At 35.2% G+C, this 20,387-nt stretch carries 19 protein-coding genes; 11 read left to right on the top strand and 8 right to left on the bottom strand.

Features of this window, described 5'->3' with window-relative positions; all coding sequences use genetic code 11:
• Positions 1-12 precede the first annotated feature (12 nt).
• Positions 13-1,626: a SulP family inorganic anion transporter gene (locus tag RNZ46_RS11430; RefSeq protein WP_316982328.1), complete on the bottom strand. Its 1,614-nt coding sequence runs from the start codon at positions 1,624-1,626 to the stop codon at positions 13-15.
• Positions 1,627-1,725: 99 nt separating this feature from the next.
• On the bottom strand, positions 1,726-2,100 hold the full coding sequence (locus RNZ46_RS11425) for a hypothetical protein (protein ID WP_316982327.1): 375 nt from the start codon (positions 2,098-2,100) through the stop codon (positions 1,726-1,728).
• Between the two features lie 202 nt (positions 2,101-2,302).
• Between RNZ46_RS11425 and RNZ46_RS11420 the strand changes: the two genes are divergently transcribed.
• Both RNZ46_RS11420 and RNZ46_RS11415 read left to right on the top strand, forming a co-directional pair.
• Complete coding sequence (locus RNZ46_RS11420) at positions 2,303-4,039, top strand: M14 family metallopeptidase (protein ID WP_434063021.1); 1,737 nt, start codon at positions 2,303-2,305, stop codon at positions 4,037-4,039.
• A gap of 111 nt (positions 4,040-4,150) precedes the next feature.
• Positions 4,151-4,789, top strand: coding sequence for a hypothetical protein (locus tag RNZ46_RS11415; RefSeq protein WP_316982326.1), 639 nt, complete (start codon positions 4,151-4,153; stop codon positions 4,787-4,789).
• Between the two features lie 155 nt (positions 4,790-4,944).
• On the opposite strand, the gene RNZ46_RS11410 is transcribed toward RNZ46_RS11415, so the two are convergent.
• Positions 4,945-5,526, bottom strand: coding sequence for an NUDIX hydrolase (locus RNZ46_RS11410; RefSeq protein ID WP_316982325.1), 582 nt, complete (start codon positions 5,524-5,526; stop codon positions 4,945-4,947).
• A 130-nt stretch (positions 5,527-5,656) separates the two neighbouring features.
• Here RNZ46_RS11410 and pyrE point away from each other — a divergent pair, with 130 nt between their 5' ends.
• Both pyrE and RNZ46_RS11400 read left to right on the top strand, forming a co-directional pair.
• Positions 5,657-6,301: an orotate phosphoribosyltransferase gene (pyrE, locus tag RNZ46_RS11405; RefSeq protein WP_316982324.1), complete on the top strand. Its 645-nt coding sequence runs from the start codon at positions 5,657-5,659 to the stop codon at positions 6,299-6,301.
• Positions 6,302-6,399: 98 nt separating this feature from the next.
• Positions 6,400-6,795: an SRPBCC family protein gene (locus tag RNZ46_RS11400; RefSeq protein WP_316982323.1), complete on the top strand. Its 396-nt coding sequence runs from the start codon at positions 6,400-6,402 to the stop codon at positions 6,793-6,795.
• Positions 6,796-6,835: 40 nt separating this feature from the next.
• Here the strand turns inward: RNZ46_RS11400 and RNZ46_RS11395 are convergent, their stop codons facing one another.
• Positions 6,836-7,564, bottom strand: coding sequence for a biotin--[acetyl-CoA-carboxylase] ligase (locus tag RNZ46_RS11395; protein WP_316982322.1), 729 nt, complete (start codon positions 7,562-7,564; stop codon positions 6,836-6,838).
• Between the two features lie 93 nt (positions 7,565-7,657).
• Here RNZ46_RS11395 and rsfS point away from each other — a divergent pair, with 93 nt between their 5' ends.
• The 6 genes from rsfS (at position 7,658) to RNZ46_RS11365 (ending at position 12,463) form a co-directional block, all read left to right on the top strand.
• On the top strand, positions 7,658-8,029 hold the full coding sequence (gene rsfS, locus RNZ46_RS11390; protein WP_316982321.1) for a ribosome silencing factor: 372 nt from the start codon (positions 7,658-7,660) through the stop codon (positions 8,027-8,029).
• Between the two features lie 8 nt (positions 8,030-8,037).
• Complete coding sequence (gene ftsH, locus RNZ46_RS11385) at positions 8,038-10,005, top strand: ATP-dependent zinc metalloprotease FtsH (protein ID WP_316982320.1); 1,968 nt, start codon at positions 8,038-8,040, stop codon at positions 10,003-10,005.
• 118 nt (positions 10,006-10,123) lie between these two features.
• Positions 10,124-10,732 carry an LUD domain-containing protein gene (locus RNZ46_RS11380; RefSeq protein WP_316982319.1) on the top strand — a complete coding sequence of 203 codons (609 nt, stop codon included), beginning with the start codon at positions 10,124-10,126 and terminating at the stop codon, positions 10,730-10,732.
• Between the two features lie 4 nt (positions 10,733-10,736).
• On the top strand, positions 10,737-11,558 hold the full coding sequence (locus RNZ46_RS11375) for a phosphatidate cytidylyltransferase (RefSeq protein ID WP_316982318.1): 822 nt from the start codon (positions 10,737-10,739) through the stop codon (positions 11,556-11,558).
• Entirely contained in the window at positions 11,548-12,204 is a 657-nt protein-coding gene (locus RNZ46_RS11370; RefSeq protein ID WP_316982317.1) for a phosphatidylserine decarboxylase family protein, read from the top strand. Before RNZ46_RS11375 ends, RNZ46_RS11370 begins: the two co-directional genes overlap by 11 nt.
• Positions 12,197-12,463, top strand: a complete 267-nt coding sequence (locus tag RNZ46_RS11365) for an acyl-CoA-binding protein (protein WP_316982316.1) — start codon at positions 12,197-12,199, stop codon at positions 12,461-12,463. Before RNZ46_RS11370 ends, RNZ46_RS11365 begins: the two co-directional genes overlap by 8 nt.
• A 374-nt stretch (positions 12,464-12,837) precedes the next feature.
• Here the strand turns inward: RNZ46_RS11365 and RNZ46_RS11360 are convergent, their stop codons facing one another.
• A complete protein-coding gene (locus RNZ46_RS11360) occupies positions 12,838-15,105 on the bottom strand; it encodes an aconitate hydratase (protein WP_316982315.1) in 2,268 nt (755 codons plus the stop codon).
• Between the two features lie 292 nt (positions 15,106-15,397).
• Between RNZ46_RS11360 and RNZ46_RS11355 the strand changes: the two genes are divergently transcribed.
• Positions 15,398-17,092 carry a DUF8201 family protein gene (locus RNZ46_RS11355; RefSeq protein WP_316982314.1) on the top strand — a complete coding sequence of 565 codons (1,695 nt, stop codon included), beginning with the start codon at positions 15,398-15,400 and terminating at the stop codon, positions 17,090-17,092.
• Positions 17,093-17,152: 60 nt separating this feature from the next.
• On the opposite strand, the gene RNZ46_RS11350 is transcribed toward RNZ46_RS11355, so the two are convergent.
• The 3 genes from RNZ46_RS11350 to RNZ46_RS11340 are packed head-to-tail and all read right to left on the bottom strand — an operon-like array spanning position 17,153 to position 20,384.
• A complete protein-coding gene (locus RNZ46_RS11350) occupies positions 17,153-18,106 on the bottom strand; it encodes an AAA family ATPase (protein WP_316982313.1) in 954 nt (317 codons plus the stop codon).
• A gap of 3 nt (positions 18,107-18,109) precedes the next feature.
• Positions 18,110-19,546, bottom strand: coding sequence for a peptidylprolyl isomerase (locus tag RNZ46_RS11345; RefSeq protein WP_316982312.1), 1,437 nt, complete (start codon positions 19,544-19,546; stop codon positions 18,110-18,112).
• Entirely contained in the window at positions 19,530-20,384 is an 855-nt protein-coding gene (locus RNZ46_RS11340; RefSeq protein ID WP_316982311.1) for a peptidyl-prolyl cis-trans isomerase, read from the bottom strand. The genes RNZ46_RS11345 and RNZ46_RS11340 overlap by 17 nt, the downstream gene beginning before the upstream one ends.
• Positions 20,385-20,387: the final 3 nt, after the last annotated feature.

Genomic DNA, 20,387 nt, shown 5'->3' with positions numbered 1-20,387 from the left:
TGAACTTTAAAGTTATAATTTATATTCCGAAAGGCCTTTGGTGAAGGCCTCGGGATTTTCGGCTAAATGATAGCGTGGGTCGTCGATAGCTTCAACAATTACTTCTCTAAATTTAGGGCTTGACCTGTACAGTAATGTTTTAGAGTCTTGGCTTAAATGCTTTAGTTTAATCGTTTTTCCGGCGGCTTCGTATTTATTCACCAAATTAAAAATGGCTTCGATAGCGGAATGGTCGCTAATACGAGATTCTACAAAATCGACCTCCACATGGTCAGGATCGTTTTTAACATCAAACTTTTCGTTGAAGGCGATAATGGAACCAAAAAACAATGGCCCCCAAATTTCGTAAACTTTAGTGCCATCGTCTTTCATGCGTTTACGTGCACGAATGCGTTTTGCGTTTTCCCACGAAAACACCAAGGCACTGATAATTACACCGGCAATTACGGCAATGGCCAAATCGAAAATAACCGTTAAGGACGAAACAGCAACCAAAACAATAACATCGCTTAGCGGTATTTTATTTAAAATTCTGAAACTACTCCAAGCAAACGTACCAATAACCACCATAAACATAACGCCAACTAAAGCTGCAATGGGCACTTGTTCTATTAAGCCTGATGCGAAAAGAATAAAAACCAATAGCATTAATGCGGCAACAATACCCGACAATCTGCCACGACCACCGCCTTTAATGTTAATTAACGATTGCCCAATCATGGCGCAACCGCCCATACCACCAAAAAACCCAGTAACAATATTGGCACCACCTTGTGCCAAACATTCTTTATTGGTATTACCCCTGGTTTCGGTTAATTCGTCGACTAAATTTAAAGTCATTAACGATTCAATTAACCCAATAGCGGCAAGAATCAAGGCGTATGGAAAAATAAATTTTATGGTTTCTAAATTGAATGGTACCTTGTTAAATATATCGGTTTGAAATTGTGGCAATCCGCCTTTTAAGCCTTCACCCCCACCATCACGAATAAAACTACCAACCGTGGCTACATCTAAATTTCCAAAAATCACAATAGCTGAAACCACCAAAATAGCAATTAACGCTTCGGGCAGTTTTTTGGTTAGTTTGGGCAAACCAAACATAATCCCCATGGTTAAGGCTACAAGACCTATCATAATCCACATGCTATTTCCCGTAAACCAATCACCGTTTGCATCTTTAAACATGCCTAATTGCGATAGGAAAATCACGATAGCCAATCCGTTTACAAAGCCCATCATTACAGGGTGCGGAATCAATCTAACAAACTTCCCAAGTTTAAAAACACCTGCTAACATTTGTATAACACCCATTAAAATTACGGTCGCAAACAAATAATACAAACCCAATTCTTCGCCTTCAGCTCCCATGGCGTTTCCTTCGGCAACTAGACTTACCATTACCACTGCCAAGGCACCGGTTGCCCCACTTATCATCCCTGGTCTGCCTCCAAATACAGAAGTTATCAAGCCAACCATAAAAGCAGCATACAAGCCCACTAATGGGTCTACGCCAGCAACAAACGCAAAGGCAACGGCTTCGGGCACTAATGCCAATGCCACGGTAATACCACTTAAAATATCATTTTTAGCATTTGCGGTACGCTTTCTAATAAACTCTGTCATGGATGTTTTTTTAAGGTTGCAAATTTACGTTTAATATGCTGGCATGCAAGTTAGAAGTGCTATATTTTCTTTTTGAAGAAGCTAAAACGTTTGAGAAAACTAAAGCGACAGTTCTTTCTTTAACCAGATTAAAGCCGTCTCTCTATCCATAAAAAACTTAATATTGCGCTGCGTAATACCACTTGTGGCAATTAAAGTTTTAGTGGCCATAAGCGCAGCACTTGTTTTAGTTACTACGGCCCTGAATTTAATTTCATCTAATTGTAGAATCTTTTTTTGAGCACCAAAAGTATAGCTGTAGGAGTTCTTTTTATTAATCAATATGCCAAATGGAGCTTCTAAACTATTCAATAAAAAATCATGATACTCATCCACCATAATTTCATCTAAAACAATACCTTCGTCAACGATAACTTCGGCAAGATTTTCACTTAGAATGACTATTTTACCAAAAGATAGGTTACAAATTTTCATATACTTTTTTTAATGAGAGCCTATAATTTTAAAAATAGTGTATTACGGTTAAACTTTAAAACAAAATACAAGTACCGAAAGTTAACCTATTTTTTTTAAGTATAATTGTGTTGAAAAATTTAAATCACAATAAAATATCATATTTAAAATATTATTAAATAAAATGATTTTTTATTGTCATATTTAAGGCGAAAAACTAAAAATGATGAGAATAACTATAGCAATATTGTTCCTAATCGTGTCTTTTACTAATACAAATGCACAAACAGCAACTGATTTTAAAACACATTTTGAAACATCAAAAGGTTTAGAAACGGCCACTTACAACCAGACCATTGCCTATTATAATGCTTTAGCCTCGGCATATTCTAAGATTTCGATTCAAGATATTGGCGAAACCGATTCCGGCAAACCTTTACATCTAGTTACTTATAATAATGATTCTGAATTTGATTTTTCCGAAATGCGAAAAAACAAACGCATTCTTTTAATAAATAACGGCATACATCCTGGAGAATCCGATGGTATTGACGCTACCATGATGCTGTTTCGCGATTTAGTAAACGGCACGATTAAAGCCCCTAAAAATACGGTAATTGCTACCATTCCTATTTACAATGTTGGTGGGAGTTTAAACCGTAACTCAACAACGCGTACCAACCAAAACGGACCAAAAGATTACGGCTTTAGAGGCAATGCCAGAAACTTCGATTTAAACCGCGATTTTATAAAGTGCGATACCAAAAACGCCGAAACTTTCGCGAAGATTTTTCATTTAATAAAACCCGATGTTTTTATAGATAACCACGTAAGCAACGGTGCCGACTACCAATACACACTCACCCATTTATTTACACAGCACAACAAACTTGGTGGCGATTTGGGACATTTTATTCATACCGAAATGATGCCCAAATTAGAAGAAAAACTAAAAGCAAAAGATTGGGATATCACGCCGTATGTTAATGTTTTCAACAATGTTCCGGAAAAAGGATTTTCTCAATTTATGGATTATCCGCGCTATTCAACAGGCTACACAGCGCTATTTAACACTTTGGGTATGATGGTTGAAACGCACATGTTAAAACCCTACAAACAACGGGTTGAAGGCACTTACGAATTGATGAAAAGCATGATTGAAATCACCGAAGAACAAGGTAACAAAATTACTGAATTACGCAAAAACGCAAATCATATTCAGTCTAAAAAAACATATCCGATAAATTGGGAAATTGACACCACAAAAACATCAACTTTAAATTTTAAAGGGTTTGAAGCTGAAAACATAAAAAGTGAAATCACGGGTTTTAATCGTTTAAAATACGATAGAACCAGACCGTTTACCAAAAACGTTACGTATCAAAATTATTTTAAACCGACTATAGAAATTCAAGTACCAACAGCTTATATCATCCCACAAGGTTGGCACCGCGTTATCGATTTATTAAAATTGAATGCTGTTGAATTTGAGGTTATTGAAAATGATACAACACTTAGGGTTGAAAGCTATAAAATTAAAGATTACAAAACCCGAACCCAGGCTTACGAAGGACACTACCCGCATTACAATGTTTCGATAGTTTCACATACGGAAAACATGAGGTTTAGAAAAGGTGATTATTTTATAATAACCAATCAGCCTTCTTTCCGATACATTATTGAAACCTTAGAACCACAAGCCCCAGATTCGTTTTTTAATTGGAATTTTTTTGATACCATTTTGCAACAAAAAGAAGGGTTTTCACCTTATGTTTGGGAAGACAAAGCTCTTGAATTAATAAATAATAATGAACAACTAATAATGGCTTTTGAAACTAAAAAACAAAACGATAAAGCTTTTGCAAATAATTGGTACGCCCAATTAGATTGGTTGCACAAACAAAGCGAAAACTACGAAAAAGCACATTTGCAATATCCGGTTTATAGAGTAACAAATTAAATTTATTAGACTCGATTTTGTCAGAAAAAATTGATAACTTCGTTTATCGGTGGATATAAATAATTCAAAACAACAATTCATATCCTAAAGCCATTGTAGTGCATTTGAGGAATGAACGAAATTTCAATAAACATACAAGAAGAATTATTTAAAATTTGGTTAGAAAAAGAACTTCTGCCGAATTTTGAAAAGTGGGTTTATGAATCAACTGAATTAAAAGAAAATTTAAATCCGAGTTTCTATTACGAACTTCTTTCTTTCAACTACAAACAAAAAAATGCACATCCTGAATTAAAAAAACTTATTGAAAGTCAAATAAGTCAAAGCGACGTTGAAAAGTGGAAAATCACGAAAGATTTATTAAACGCAAAAAACCGAACTGAAAATTACTCGAAATCAATACGGAATTTTTATTCTCTGTATTGTAAAGGTTATGATTTTATGGACAATTTAGCATTCGATTATGGTTTGACTTTAGAATGTCCGTATAGTTATTACAAAGTAGAAACTTTTGACGAACTGACTGAAACACAAAAACAAACTTTAATAAACAAATGCTATCCAGATATTATTGTAGAAATTGAGAAAGTTTTAAACTGGATTGAAAACGGAAAAATAAAACTAATCGGAGAAACGAATGAGTTCGGAAAATTAGAATATGTTGACAACAGAACTGATTTAGAAAAAGATATTTACAAAGAGAAAAATAAAACGGTTGAGAAAGGAAGTTGGTGGGAATTTTGGAAATAAAAAACGCACTACAACACCGTGTAATTCATTGCTAGTTCTAGCCTACTTACGAAAGTCCTCGCGGACTTTCTATCTGTGATTTATTTGCTAACTTTATTGCTTAAACACGCAACGAAATCATACACAAAACCGATAAACGAACCTTCCAAAAAACATTAAACCAATAACTTAATATTAGCATAGCTATTTTCCAACGCTTCTTTGGTTTGCGTTTTGTTAAGCCATTCCACTTTGGTAATCCCTTCGTTTTCTTGCGGGTAAAGGTTTCCAGAAAAACTGGTTTTCATTTCAAACCAATAGGTTATTTTAATTTTATACCGTCCGTTGCGCTTAAAAACATGGTATGTGGTTTCTAAAGGTTTCGTAATTTCTAGTCCGTTTACACCCGTTTCTTCGGTAACTTCCCTAATGGCTGTTCTCTCAATGGATTCTTTTCCCTCGGTTTTTCCTTTGGGTAAATCCCATTTATCGTTTCTGTAAATAAACAAAATATCGCCCTTATCGTTGTACACTTTTCCGCCGCCAGCAACTACATTGGGCAATTTTTTAAGAAATTTTTTTAGCAGTTTTTTTTCATTTTTACCAATTAGCCTTACCTCTTTAAGCTTCGTTTTGTTAAGCTTTCTAATAACCTTGCCCATATTTACTGTTTTAAGCAAATAATTTTTAAAGCCGTCTTCTTTTTCAACTTTAGTTGTTAAAACTATAGGTTTATCGTTAACAAAAATTTTATGCATACGGGTTGAGCTAGGTTTTATTTTCGTAAAAATATCATTTTTACGCCCATTTTAACAAATGTTAAAAAAAATAATTTTATTCATCAATGTTCATCTCAATAAAAATAAATTTATGTGTAATTTTGCGTTTATGATTTTTAACAAGAACACCGCTAAAAAAACCGCCGAAGTTTTATTACAAGTTAATGCGATAAAACTTAGCCCACAGGAACCGTTTACTTGGGCTTCCGGCTGGAAATCGCCAATTTATTGCGACAACAGAATTATATTGTCTTTTCCTCCCATCCGCAACTACATTCGCGAGGTTATGGGCAAGCAAATTGAAAAACATTACGGCAAACCCGATGTTATTGCCGGTGTTGCAACAGGTGCCATTGGCATTGGCGTTTTGGTTGCAGAGTATTTGGGCTTACCTTTTATTTACGTGAGACCAGACGCTAAAGGCCACGGACGCAAAAACCAGATTGAAGGTTTTGTGGAAAGCGGCCAAAATGTGGTGGTGGTTGAAGATTTAATTAGCACGGGCAAAAGTAGTTTAAATGCCGTAAAAGCTTTGAAAGAAGCCAATATTAACGTAAAAGGTATGGTTGCTATTTTCACCTATGGCTTTGATGTGGCTGTAGAAAACTTTAAAAAAGAACATATTAGCCTGCACACCTTAAGTAATTACGAAAGTTTACTTGAACAGGCTTTGGAAACCAATTACATATCTCAAAAAGAATTGGAAACTTTGTCTGAATGGAACAGCAACCCGAGCGAATGGAACGCTAATTGATGTAGCAACGTAAAGTTGTTAGAGTCGTTAAGGCGTATAGTCGAAAAATAACGAATTCAAACTACTTTACAATTTAACGATAAACAAATTACAAGTAAATGAAATTAGAATCACCTAAAATTAGCGTTAGCAAATCACCTCAAGAGGTTTTTGAGTTTTTATCGGATGTTAAAAATTTTGAAGCTTTAATGCCAGAAAACATAAGTAAATTTGAGGTTTTGGATACCGACAAATTTCTTTTTGCCCTAAAAGGCATGCCCGAAATAATCCTTAAAAAGAAAGAAGCCATAGCCCCAAACAAAATTGTGTTGGGCGCCGCTGGTGGTAAATTGGATTTTTCGTTAATTGGCAATATTGCTGAAACAGGAAATGACTCTAGCGAAGTGCAATTGGAATTTACAGGCGATTTTAACCCCATGATGGCGATGATGATTAAAGGCCCAATAAGCAAATTTATTGAAACCTTGGCCACCAGCATACCAGAAGCCATTTAAAAGCATAGTGGTGCATGAGGCTCTGGAAGTCACCTAAAATTTAATACATTAAAGTAATTTCTTTTAGATCGAACTTTTTAATAATTTCGTCTTCTAAAAGCACTTGAAGCTTGCCGTATTTGGTAACGCCAATAATAAAACCCGAAAATAAATCACCTTCAGCGTTTTTAAATGTTGAAGGTTTGTTTTTTCTAAACAAGTTAGCCTCATATTCACTCTTAACGGCCTCGTACTTTCCATCTTGTAAAAGTTTAGAATAGCTTTTAATATGTTTTACAATACGATGTAAAATTTCATCTAAATCATAATGTACTCCAGTGATGTTTTTTAACGAGGAGGCTTGAGGAAGGTTGCTAAACGCCGTTTGGTTTACATTAATCCCAACGCCAATGATGGTGGAGTTGAGTTTGTTTTTTATGACATTTTCGATTAAAATCCCACATATTTTCTTGTCTGCTGACAAAATGTCGTTTGGCCATTTTATGCGCACTTGGGGTATATTCAAAGCTTTTAAGGTCTTTAAAATAGCCAACGAAACAGCCATGCTAATGTAAAAAGGGAACTCCACAACATGGATGCTCAAGTCCTTAAACATACTAAACATAAGGTTCTTGCCCTTATCAGAGTCCCAAGTTGTACCCATTTGCCCGCGCCCGTTGGTTTGGTGTTTGGCAACCACAATGGTATAATCGGCAATGGCTTCAGTATAAATCATTTCCTTTAAAAATGAATTTGTTGAGTCGATGGCATCAAGTTTGATTATACGCATTTACAAGTTAATTTAATCCTTTAAAATCTTATGATTATTTTAAAGTATAAAGAACTAAAAAAATAATAACTTTGCATAAATTAAATAAAATTAATGGCGAAAGAAAATATAAGCCCAGATCAGTTAATATCTGTAATAATAAGTGGCATTGAAGATGTTAAAGGTAAAGAGATAAACATTTTAGATTTAAGAGCTATTGAAAATACGGTTTGCGACTACTTTATAATTTGTGAAGGTACTTCGAACACACAAGTAAACGCCATAGTCAATTCAATACAAAAAAAAGTAAGTAAAGAACTTAAAGACAACCCTTGGCATACTGAAGGTTTAGATAATGCCGAATGGGTGTTAATAGACTATGTGAATATTGTTGTACACGTATTTCAAAAACATATTCGAGAATATTATGATATTGAGAGTCTTTGGGGAGATGCAAAAACAACAGTAATAGAAACAAGTTACTAATAAAAAACATGGCAAACGACAAAAAAAACATAAAAGATAAAAAACCTAAGTTTAGTCCGTATTGGATTTACGGCATCGTACTAGCGATTTTTTTAGGATTCCAATTATTTAGCAGTGGCAGTTATCAAGATGGAAATGCTACAACGCCTTCAGAATTTTTTAAATATCTGCAAGACGGTGATGTTGACAAGGTAGACATTATAAAGAACACCCGAGTTGCCAAGGTATATTTAACTACCGAGGCAATGACCAAAGATGTTCATAAAAACTCGAAACCCCAAACGTTTATTCCCTCGGCAACTAAATTGCCAAATTATAAATTTGAATTTGGTGATCTTCAGAATTTTGAAAACAGGTTAAATGAAATCACTAAAGATTTACCAAACAAGCCCGTTATAAAGTTTGATACGGAAACCAGCAATTTAAGCGATTTTTTAATCGGTATCCTACCATTTGTCTTATTAATAGGCGTTTGGATATTTATTATGCGCCGTATGTCTGGTGGTGCTGGTGGTGGTGCTGGCGGACAAATTTTTAATATCGGAAAATCGAAAGCAAAACTATTCGATCAAAACACCGAAGTTAAAACCAGTTTTAAAGATGTTGCAGGATTAGAAGGTGCAAAAGAAGAAGTACAGGAAATTGTAGACTTTTTAAAATTCCCGGAAAAATACACCACTCTAGGAGGTAAAATACCCAAAGGCGCCTTACTTGTTGGCCCTCCAGGAACCGGAAAAACACTTTTGGCAAAAGCCGTCGCCGGAGAAGCTAAGGTGCCATTTTTCTCATTATCTGGTTCAGATTTTGTCGAGATGTTTGTTGGTGTTGGTGCGTCGCGTGTGCGCGATTTGTTTAAACAAGCCAAAGAAAAATCACCATCAATTATATTTATTGACGAAATTGATGCCATTGGTCGTGCCAGAGGTAAAAATGCCATGTCGGGTAGTAACGACGAGCGTGAAAACACCTTAAATCAGTTGTTAACCGAAATGGATGGCTTTGGTACAAATACAAACGTGATTGTGCTTGCTGCGACCAACAGAGCCGATATTTTAGACAAAGCCTTAATGCGTGCCGGACGTTTTGATAGACAGATTTTTGTCGATTTACCAGATGTTCGCGAACGTAAAGAGATTTTTGAGGTGCACTTACGTCCGCTAAAAAAAGCCAAAGATTTAGATATCGATTTCCTATCAAAACAAACTCCTGGTTTCTCCGGGGCAGATATTGCCAATGTGTGTAACGAAGCTGCTTTAATTGCCGCTAGAAACGGTAAAAAAGAGGTTGACAAACAGGATTTCTTAGATGCTGTTGATAGAATTATTGGCGGTTTAGAAAAGAAAAATAAAATTATTACCCCTAGCGAGAAAAAAGCCGTGGCATATCACGAGGCGGGGCACGCTGTGGTGAGCTGGATGCTTGAACACGCATCTCCATTGGTTAAAGTAACTATTGTGCCTCGTGGCCGCTCATTAGGCGCCGCATGGTATTTGCCCGAAGAGCGCTTAATTGTTCATCCAGAGCAAATGCTTGACGAAATGTGTGCTGCCCTTGGTGGTCGTGCTGCCGAAAAAGTTATTTTCAATAAAATTTCTACGGGGGCATTAAGCGATTTGGAAAAAGTCACCAAACAGGCAAGAGCCATGGTAACCGTTTACGGACTAAGCGAAAAAGTTGGAAATTTAACATATTACGATTCTTCAGGGCAAAGTGAGTACGGCTTTACAAAACCTTACAGTGAGCAAACTGCAGAATTAATTGATAAAGAAATCTCTGCAATTATTGAAGAACAGTACCAAAGAGCCGTTAAATTGCTTGAAGAAAATAAAGATAAATTAACACAACTTGCAGAAGTGCTATTGGAAAAAGAAGTTATTTTTAAGGATAATTTAGAGAAAATATTCGGAAAGCGTCCTTTTGAAAAAGAAGATCCTATTGAAGTTAAAAAAGAAGAAACATTAGAAGATAAAGAGTAACTTCATAAAAAAATTATGTTAAGCTTTTAGTAAAAATCTTAAATTAAGCCTATGGTTAGTTTAAGATTTTTTATATTTGATAAACCCCTGAAAAATGGAGTTAATAGCAACAACCTAGATGAGTCTTTTTAGAAAAATTTTTGGTTCAAAATCTGACAGCACACAGGAAGAGCTAAAATCCAATGATAGAGGCAAATATATGCCCGAAGTAAAACTGCCAATAGACGAAAGGTTTACCATAAACTTTAAAGCTAATGGTGGCAAGTTTTTGTATTGCGAAGATTTAAACGAAATCTTTCAGAACTTAAATAATATCATTGATGAAAACGAATGGAACACCCAAAAAACGCTTGTATTAGACAAAAACTTAAAAGACAAATTCAAGAATTGTAATTTACAAACTACAGCATTAATTAGCGATGCTGCGTTTTTCCTAACCACTTGCGAAAACTTAATAGCAAACGATGGGTCTTTGTTAATTTCTTCAAAACAGATTTACGAAAAAAAACTTACCGAACTCCCCGTTAACTTTGTCGTTTTTGCAACAACAAGCCAAATTGTAGAAAATATAGGCGAAGGTTTACGTGGTATAAAATCTAAAAGTCGACAAAAAATTCCAACAAATATCACCACCATAAAACACTTTAAATCTAACGACGACAAAGATTTTTTAAGTTATGGTAGTAGTGCAAAAAACCTATATCTACTCCTTTTAGAAGACTTGTAAACAGATGAAAGAAACTTTAATACGAGCCTTTTCTGGTTTGATTTACGTTTTATTGTTAATAGGCTGTTTATTTAACGAGCATGCATTAATCATTCTCTTTTTTGTTTTCGGTTTAATTTGCATGGGTGAGTTTAAAAAACTTATTCAGCTAAAAAGTATTATTCCTTACTTTGTCTTCGTTGTGCTTTACTTGGTATTTGGCTATTGGCAACTCGTTTTAAACACCAATACAGGCTTAGACGAAGCCACTCAAATCTTAATGGTCATCACCATTTTTGTGCAATTGTTTTTAATAAAAGACTTGTTTTCAGAAAAAACCATTCCATTATTTAGTTCCAAACGGTATCTTCTTACAACCTTTTATATTTCTAGCGCTTTTGTGTTTCTAATACTTATTGCCAATTACCATCACACGTACAACCCCAACATATTATTAGGGGCTTTTATTTTAGTTTGGGTGAACGACTCCTTTGCGTATCTCGTGGGTAAAAACTTTGGAAAACAGAAGCTGTTCAAGAAAATTTCACCAAAAAAAACCGTTGAAGGCTTTATGGGCGGTTTGTTTTTTTCCTGTATTGCAAGCTATTTTATTGCTACCTTTACAGAAACTTTAAACTTTACTCATTGGCTAATTTTAAGCATTATTATTAGCGTTTTTGGAACGATAGGCGATTTAATTGAATCGAAATTTAAACGACAAGCCAACGTAAAGGATAGTGGTATTATTATGCCCGGACATGGCGGATTGCTAGATAGGCTGGATAGTATTATTTTTGCTGCGCCATTTATATATTTATTTTTAAGAATTTTACAATATGTTTCATAAAGAAGGCCATAAAATTATATTTGTAACATTGGTTATTATTGTTGCCGCATTTTTATTAGTTGACAGTTTAATAACCATAACATGGCTCCGTACACTTGTATTGATTATACTGCTGGGTTTCTTTATTTTGATTCTTCAGTTTTTTAGAAACCCTAAACGAATTACCGGTATTAATGATAAGCAGGTGGTCTCACCTGTTGATGGGAAAGTGGTTGTTATTGAAGAGGTTTTTGAAAAAGAATACTTTAATGAAAAACGCCTTCAGGTTAGCGTATTTATGTCGCCAATAAATGTGCACGTAACGCGTTATCCTATTAGCGGACATGTGGTTTTTAGCAAATACCACAAGGGTAAATATTTAGTGGCGTGGCATCCAAAAGCGAGCGAAGAAAACGAACGTACAACGGTTGTTGTAGAAAACGAAACTTACGGAAAAGTGCTTTACAGGCAAATTGCCGGTGCTTTGGCGAAACGTATTGTTAATTATGCCAAACCAAACGATAAAGTGATACAAGGAGCAGATTCTGGATTTATAAAATTTGGGTCTAGAGTGGATTTGTTTTTACCATTAAATACCAATATTAAAGTAAAGCTTAACCAAAAAGTACGCGGCGGCGAAAGTATTATTGCAGAAGTTGATGAGTAATGATAAATTAGACATAGAATTTAAAGACGCGGTTGATCGAGTAAATGCCCATACGGAGCCTTTTCCGGCCGATACGCTTTTAAAGCTATACGCTTACTACAAACGAGCGACTAATGATTATGGGAAACCACGAAGCAAAAAACCTATTATAAATGCTTTTAAGACCAATGCGTTGTTTCAAACTGAAAACATTTCGGAAGACGAAGCCAAACAGGAATACATAAATTTGGTTAATAATTATTTTTTGTATCGAAAATAATTTTTACGGCTAGCCCAAAAGAAAACTCAATACACTTCTCAACAAAATAAAAGCGTAAAAAACTACAATGCGCCTCTGTTGAAGAACCTTTCCAAAAACAAGCTAACCTTTGATTAAATAAAACCAATCCCGCAAAAATGCGCGTTAGGGTCTCGATAGCTATCGGGAGAAGCGGCATCCTTTTTTGGAAATAAGAAAACGCGCTTTGATTTAGAGTTATAATTTAACAGATTGATACCTTGCCCACTCCTCGCAATGACGCAAAAAAAGATACAGCGGAAAGCCCACTCACAACCCTAAGTTATAAAACCAAAAAAAATCCAGCTCAAGAACTGGATTTTTTATTACTAAATAACCTTGCAGGTTTTAAAAAATTATGCGTTTTGCTTCTTAATTAAATTAAGTGCCGAACCGTAATTGTACCACTCGATTTGGGCATCGTTATAAGTGTGGTTCAACTTAATGATGTCTTTAGACCCATCGGCATGAACGGCTTCTAATGTTAACTGTTTTCCCGGTGCAAATTCGTTTAAATCTATAAAGTTGAATGTATCGTCTTCTTTAATTAAATCGTAATCGCTTTCGTTAGCAAAGGTTAACCCCAACATACCTTGTTTTTTAAGGTTTGTTTCGTGGATACGCGCAAAGGATTTAACAATAACAGCCGCAACACCTAAATGTCTTGGTTGCATGGCAGCATGCTCTCTGGAAGAACCTTCGCCATAGTTATGATCGCCAACTACAATAGTTTTAATGCCCGCTTTTTTGTATTCACGCTGTACATCGGGAACGCCACCATAATCGCCTGTTAGTTGGTTTTTAACAAAGTTTGTTTTTTTATTAAAAGCATTTACGGCCCCTATTAAGGTGTTGTTTGCAATATTATCTAAATGCCCTCTGAAACGCAACCATGGCCCCGCCATAGAAATATGGTCGGTAGTACATTTGCCAAAAGCCTTTATTAATAATTTAGCACCTGTAATACTGTTTCCGATAGGCTCGAAAGGTGTTAATAATTGTAGACGCTCTGAGTCGTCTTTAACCGAAACTTGCACATGACTTCCGTCTGCTTCAGGAGCTAAATAACCATTGTCCTTTACATCGAAACCTTTTGGTGGCAGTTCCCATCCTGTTGGCTCGTCGAACATTACTTCTTCTCCATTTTCATTAATCAACTTGTCTTTAAGCGGATTAAAATCCAATCGACCTGCAATAGCGATAGCAGCCGTAATTTCTGGTGAGGCTACAAAAGCATGGGTGTTTGGATTCCCGTCGGCACGTTTCGCAAAGTTTCTATTAAAAGAATGCACGATACTGTTTTTTGGTGCATTTTTAGGATCTGAATATCGTGCCCATTGTCCAATACATGGGCCGCAAGCATTGGTGAATATTTTAGCGTCTAAGTTTTCAAACACTTCTAAAATACCATCGCGTTCTGCGGTGTAACGCACTTGCTCAGACCCTGGGTTGATGCCCAGTTCCGATTTCATTTTCAATCCTTTATCCAAAGCTTGTTGTGCAATAGATGAGGCACGCGATAAATCTTCGTAAGACGAGTTGGTACAAGACCCTATTAAACCCCATTCAACAGTAATTGGCCAATCGTTAGCTTTCGCTTTATCGGTCATTTCGCTACCTACATTTGTTGATAAATCTGGTGTAAAAGGACCGTTTAACAAAGGCCCCAATTCAGATAAATTAATATCGATAACTTGATCAAAATAGTTTTCTGGATTTGCATATACTTCGGCATCGGCTGTTAAATGCTCCTTTACTGCGTTTGCAGCATCGGCAACATCAGCTCTATCTGTAGCACGTAAATAACGCTCCATCGATTCATCGTAACCAAATGTAGATGTGGTAGCACCTATTTCGGCACCCATATTGCAAATAGTACCTTTTCCTGTACATGACATCGCAGTAGCTCCAGGTCCGAAATATTCAACAATAGCACCAGTTCCTCCTTTCACCGTGAGGATTTCTGCTACTTTTAAAATGACATCTTTTGGTGCAGTCCAACCCGATAATTTTCCGGTTAATCTTACACCTATAAGCTTCGGGAATTTAAGTTCCCAAGCCATACCAGCCATAACGTCTACAGCATCTGCCCCACCAACACCAATGGCTACCATTCCTAATCCACCGGCATTTACGGTGTGCGAATCGGTACCAATCATCATACCTCCTGGAAATGCATAATTTTCCAATACAACTTGGTGAATAATTCCAGCACCTGGTTTCCAAAAACCAATACCGTATTTATTTGAAACGGATTCTAAAAAATTAAAAACCTCGCTACTTACGTTATTGGCATGTTTTAAATCGGTTTCGGCACCTTCCTTGGCTTGAATTAAATGGTCGCAATGTACCGTTGTAGGCACCGCCACCTTTGATTTTCCGGCTTGCATAAATTGCAATAACGCCATTTGAGCGGTTGCATCTTGACACGCGATTCTATCTGGTGCAAAATCTACATAATCCTTTCCTCTTGTAAACGCTTTTGTAGGGTTTCCGTCCCAAAGATGGGAATACAATATCTTTTCTGACAATGTTAATGGTTTACCCACAATCTCGCGCGCTTTATCCACACGTTCTGCCATTTTGGTGTATACACCTTTTATCATATCGATGTCAAATGCCATATTTTATATATTTTTAATTTGTTCAATTTTGAAAGTCTTGCAAAAATACAAATAATAGCATGTTTTAAAAAATTCTAATCAAATCTATTATAATTTTGAATAATTCTTAATAATTACAAATAATCCGACTTATAATATAACGAATCTGCAAAATATATACTTTTAAATTTTCAAATTAACAATAAATCAAGATTTTAGTCTTCTTTTACCCGCATTGAAAAAAACAATATCGGCATAATAACAGTCTATATATCTGCTTAATAATCTTAAGTTTGTAACAAACAACAAGGGCATGCTATTCATTTTTTTAAGTTGGATTTACATTTTTATTACGGCTAAAAACCTTGGCATCCTATTTACAAAAATCTTTAAAATTAAAAGCTGCAACCCTACTATTCTTCAAGTTTTAGGGCTTTTCTTTTATGCAATAATTACGAGCTTTTTCGCCTTCTTCATAAGAATACACATTGAGTATTACGTGTTTATTTTATGCTTAAATATTTTACTTACCTATAGTTTCCGAGAACCTATTAAGGCCTATTGGCACACCATTTTACTTTCTTTTAAAAAGCTAAAGATGCCCTATAAAATGCTCTATCTGTTTCTTTTTATTGTCATTTTAGCACAAGGCAGCACCAAACCCTATTTAATTGATAATGAAACTTATTACATTCAAACTATAAAATGGATTAACGAATTTGGTTTTGTAAAAGGATTGGCCAATGTGCATATGTTTTTGGGGCAAAATTCGTCGTGGCACATCTTGCAAGCCGGATTTAACTTTCCCTTTATATCCAATTTTTATAATGATTTAAACGGTTATTTGTTTGTCATATTTAGTTTTTTGTCCGTTGAAAAATTAAGTAATTATAAAGAAGATATTCAAGATTTTGGTTTGGGATTGATACTCCTATTTTCACTTTTTTTCATGCAGTTTGTTAATGCGCCGTCACCGGATTTAGCTATCTTTTTAATAACACCCTATATTTTTTATCTCTTCATTAAAAAGTATAAAAGTATCTGCACAACCGATTTTAAAATCATTTTAAGTTTAGTGCTTTTCTTGTGCTTTGTTAAAGTGACCATGGTGGTTTTATCGGTTTTAGTTATAATACTTTTCATAAAGCATTATAACATTTTAAAAAGAGGCATATGGTCGTATTCGTTTTTAAGCATGACTGTTTTAGGACTCTTTATCGCCAAAAACATTGTTATTTCCGGCTATTTATTTTACCCGATTTCACAAATAGATATTGTTAATTTTGATTGGAAAGTTCCCAAAGAACTTTTAAAATTTTACAAATTAGGCACCTATTTAGAAGGCATGAGTAATATTGATGTGTCGCAATTAAGTTTTTTTGAAACAGTAAAAGTGTGGCTAACCTTACCTAAATTGGATGGTTTGTTTAACAAAGCTTTTGTGATTTTGTTAATTGTGTTTCCGTGGGTGATTTATAAAAATAAAGATAAATCGAGCTTGTTAATAATCTATATTTTAGCCATTTTACAACTGATTTTATTATGGTTTACCTCGCCTCAATACCGATTCTTTTTCGTGTTTGTTGCCTTTTTAGCCATTCAATTGTTTGTAACATTCATACAGAGCAAAAAAGTAGGATTGTATATGGTCTCTTTTGCCGTTATTTTAAGTGCGATTCCTTTTTTTATACCGATTAACTTAAATGCTTTTACAAACAATAATTTCGCCATGGGACTACATACATTTCAATTGAAAAACATTATTATTCCTGAAGAAAACTCAAAAACCGACACTAAATTTGCTAAACATGTTATTGATGATTTTGAGTTTTATTCACCAAGCGAAGATGCGTTTTTCTGGGTGACCGGGGATGGTGATTTGCCCTGTGTTAACAAAAAGCAGATAGAATATATGAAATATTATTTTAATTATGTGCCGCGAAAGCGAACCGATAATTTGAAAGATGGTTTCAAATCTATTGTTGTTGAAAAAACTATAAAAAATTAGATTTCGAGTGTATATTGACTACACTCAGGACAACATGTTTAAACCGATACAAAACCAAAACTAAAAAAGGCTTTTAATAATGTCTTCTTCAGAAATACCTTCAGCTTCAGCTTTGTAGTTTTTAATAATACGGTGTCTTAAAATACTATGGGCCACTGCTTGAACATTCTCCATATCGGGTGAAAATTTGCCGAGAATTGCAGCATGTGTTTTAGATGCCAAAATTAAGTTTTGCGATGCTCGCGGGCCCGCACCCCAATCGATGTAATTTTTAACCAAATCGTTTGCAGTATCCGCATTTGGTCTTGTTTTACCAACCATGGATACGGCGTACTCAATAACGTTATCGGCTACCGGCATACGACGGATGAGCTGTTGAAAATCGATAATTTCCTGAGCAGAAAACAAGGCATTTACCTTTATTTGCTTATCGGTTGTGGTTGCTTTTACAACCTCAACTTCCTCCTTAAAAGATGGATAGTTTAAATTGATGGCAAACATAAAACGGTCCAATTGTGCTTCTGGCAACGGATACGTGCCTTCTTGCTCAATAGGGTTTTGGGTGGCTAAAACAAAATAGGGTAAACTTAATTTATAATGATGTCCCGCAACGGTAACAGCCCGTTCTTGCATAGCTTCCAATAGAGCAGCTTGGGTTTTAGGTGGTGTACGATTAATCTCGTCGGCTAAAATAATATTGGCGAAAATAGGTCCTTTTATAAATTTAAAATGACGGTCTTCATCCAAAATTTCGCTCCCTAAAATATCACTGGGCATTAAATCTGGGGTGAATTGAATACGTTTAAAATCCAGCCCCAAAGCTTGGGCAATGGTATTTACCATTAAGGTTTTTGCTAAACCCGGAACCCCGATAAGTAGGGAGTGGCCGCCAGAAAATATAGAAATTAAAATTTGATTTACTACCTCATCTTGCCCAACGATTACTTTGGCTATTTCGGTTTTTAAATCTTTATATCGCTTTACAAATTGTTCTACGGCAGCTACATCCGACATATTTTATTGTTTTAACCAGTTACTAGAAAAATCGCAGTCTCTATGTTTTCCGCTAATTTTAATATATGTATCCAATATTTTTTCTTTTTGCCACTTTTCAATCGCAATAACTCGTTTTTCGTTTAAGGCTTGCTCTTTTATTTTTAAATAATCGCGAGCGTAATCTGCTTCGTGTTCATCTATTCTATCGGTAACGGTTAAGATTTTAAACTTCACTTTGCCGGTTCTGTCTTCTTCTCGTAGCACCAAACTAATCTCGTTATCTTTTAAGTTTTGAATTTGGGCGTATAATTCGGGATCCATTCTGGTCAACTCAAAATTGTAATCTTGTGTTTGCGGGTTAATTAATTGTCCACCATCATATTTGGTTTCTTTTTCGTCGCTCGATTCTCTAGCGGCTTCAGCAAAAGTAATATCGCCAGCAACAATTTTTTCCCTTACTTTTTCGAGACGTTCTCTAGCTTCTTTAACGGCATCAAAAGAAACTTTAGGCATTATTAAAATATGGCTAACGTCGTATTCTTGCCCTCTAATTTTTTCAAGATAAATAATATGAAACCCAAATTCAGTTTCAAAAGGATCAGAGATTTCCCCCTCTTGCAATGAAAAGGCGACATCTCTAAACTTTTTTATCATTCGAGGTTTATTTCTATTTAAAGCACCTAACCTACCTCCCATTCTTCCCGATTCTTTATCATCTGAATACAATACTGCCTTAGAACGAAAACTAGCACCGTTTTCAATAATATCGGCCTTAAATCCTTTTAAACGGTCGATTATTTTTTGTTTTTCTTCTTCCGACACTTTAGGTTCTGCAACAATTTGCGCCACTTTTAACTCTGTGCCGAAAATGGGCCTTTCGTCTTTTGGAATGTTATTGAAAAATATTCTAACCTCATCAGGCGTAATATCAACATCTTCAACAATTTTGGCTTGCATTCTTGATGCCAATTGATTGTTTTTTATAATCTCGAATATTTCTTCTCTATAGCTTTTTTCGTCTTCTTTTTTGTGGATTTCCAAAAGCTTTTCCATAGAACCACCCGTTTGTTGCAAAAACTGTTGAATGGTATAATCTACTTGTTGGCGAATTTCGGCATCAGATACCTGAACGCTGTCTTGAACGGCATGATGCGCATACAATTTATTCTCTAAAAGTTTTCCAAATAACTCGCAGGGCTTTATAACTTTAATATCTACACCTTGCGCTTCCAACTGCTTGTATTCTTTATCTAAATCGGATTCCAAAACAATATAATTGCCCACAACAGCGGCCACACCATCAACTTTTACGGGCTCAAAATTACCTTTTACTGTATCTGTTTGTTTTGCGGTTTCCTTAACTTCATCTTCAATAATCTCTTGGGCAGCCATAACATTTACAGTAAGTAAGGTTATGCTTAAAATAAATATATGCTTCAAATTAATTGTAAATTTCAAATTGTTTATTTTTAATAGCATCTTTTGTAATATCTTTTTTTAATTCTCTAATAAGTTCCAACTTCCTTTTATTAATAACTATTTGCCTAATGGTTGGCTTAACATATTCCAACGGCGCAGTGTCGTTACGCAGCAAAACATCATTAATTTGCATCAAATATACTCCTAATGAATCTTTGAGTTGTAAAAAATTAGATTTTTTTAACAGTTCATTTTTATTTTCTGGGTTTATCACAGCTATTTTACTCATAACCTGATTGACTCTCACCCAAATGGAATCGTTTAACGAAAAAGATTTAAATTGAATGGACATGGAATCCAGCGCTTTTTTATCTTCTAAATTAAAGCGTTCAAACTTCTCTTTAATGGTTTTAAAGTTGATGATATTCTCATCTACATGCACATAGCGCATTTTTATCAGCTCCTCATTTAATTTAAAAGCCTCTTTGTTTTTTTCGTAGTACGCTTGGGCAGCATCGTTGTTTAGCGTGGTATCCAAATTGTTTTTCACCAAACCCTCGATATATGCTTTTGTGTATAAATCGTTTTTATATTGCTCTACTAATTTATTGTATGCGTCTTGTTGTTCCTCGCTTAAATTAAGCATCGCGCCATCCATAAACAGCTGTTGGGTTGCCCAGTTGTTAATAAAATTCTGAACCAATAATGTGCTATCTTCTTTGGATGTGGCGTCGGTGGTTAGGTCCTTAATATCGTCGTAATACAAATAGCTTTCGTTAACTCGGGCAACGGGTTCGCCTTCTTCGGTTTTTTTGAAATAATCGCAAGAGGTTGCTAATAATACCGCTGTTATGAATATGAGGGTTTTAAATTTCAATGA

This window comes from Hwangdonia lutea, assembly GCF_032814565.1.
Taxonomy (GTDB): Bacteria; Bacteroidota; Bacteroidia; order Flavobacteriales; family Flavobacteriaceae; genus Hwangdonia; species Hwangdonia lutea.
The sequence above is the reverse complement of the archived record's forward strand: the minus strand, read 5'-3'. Positions and strand labels throughout refer to the sequence as shown.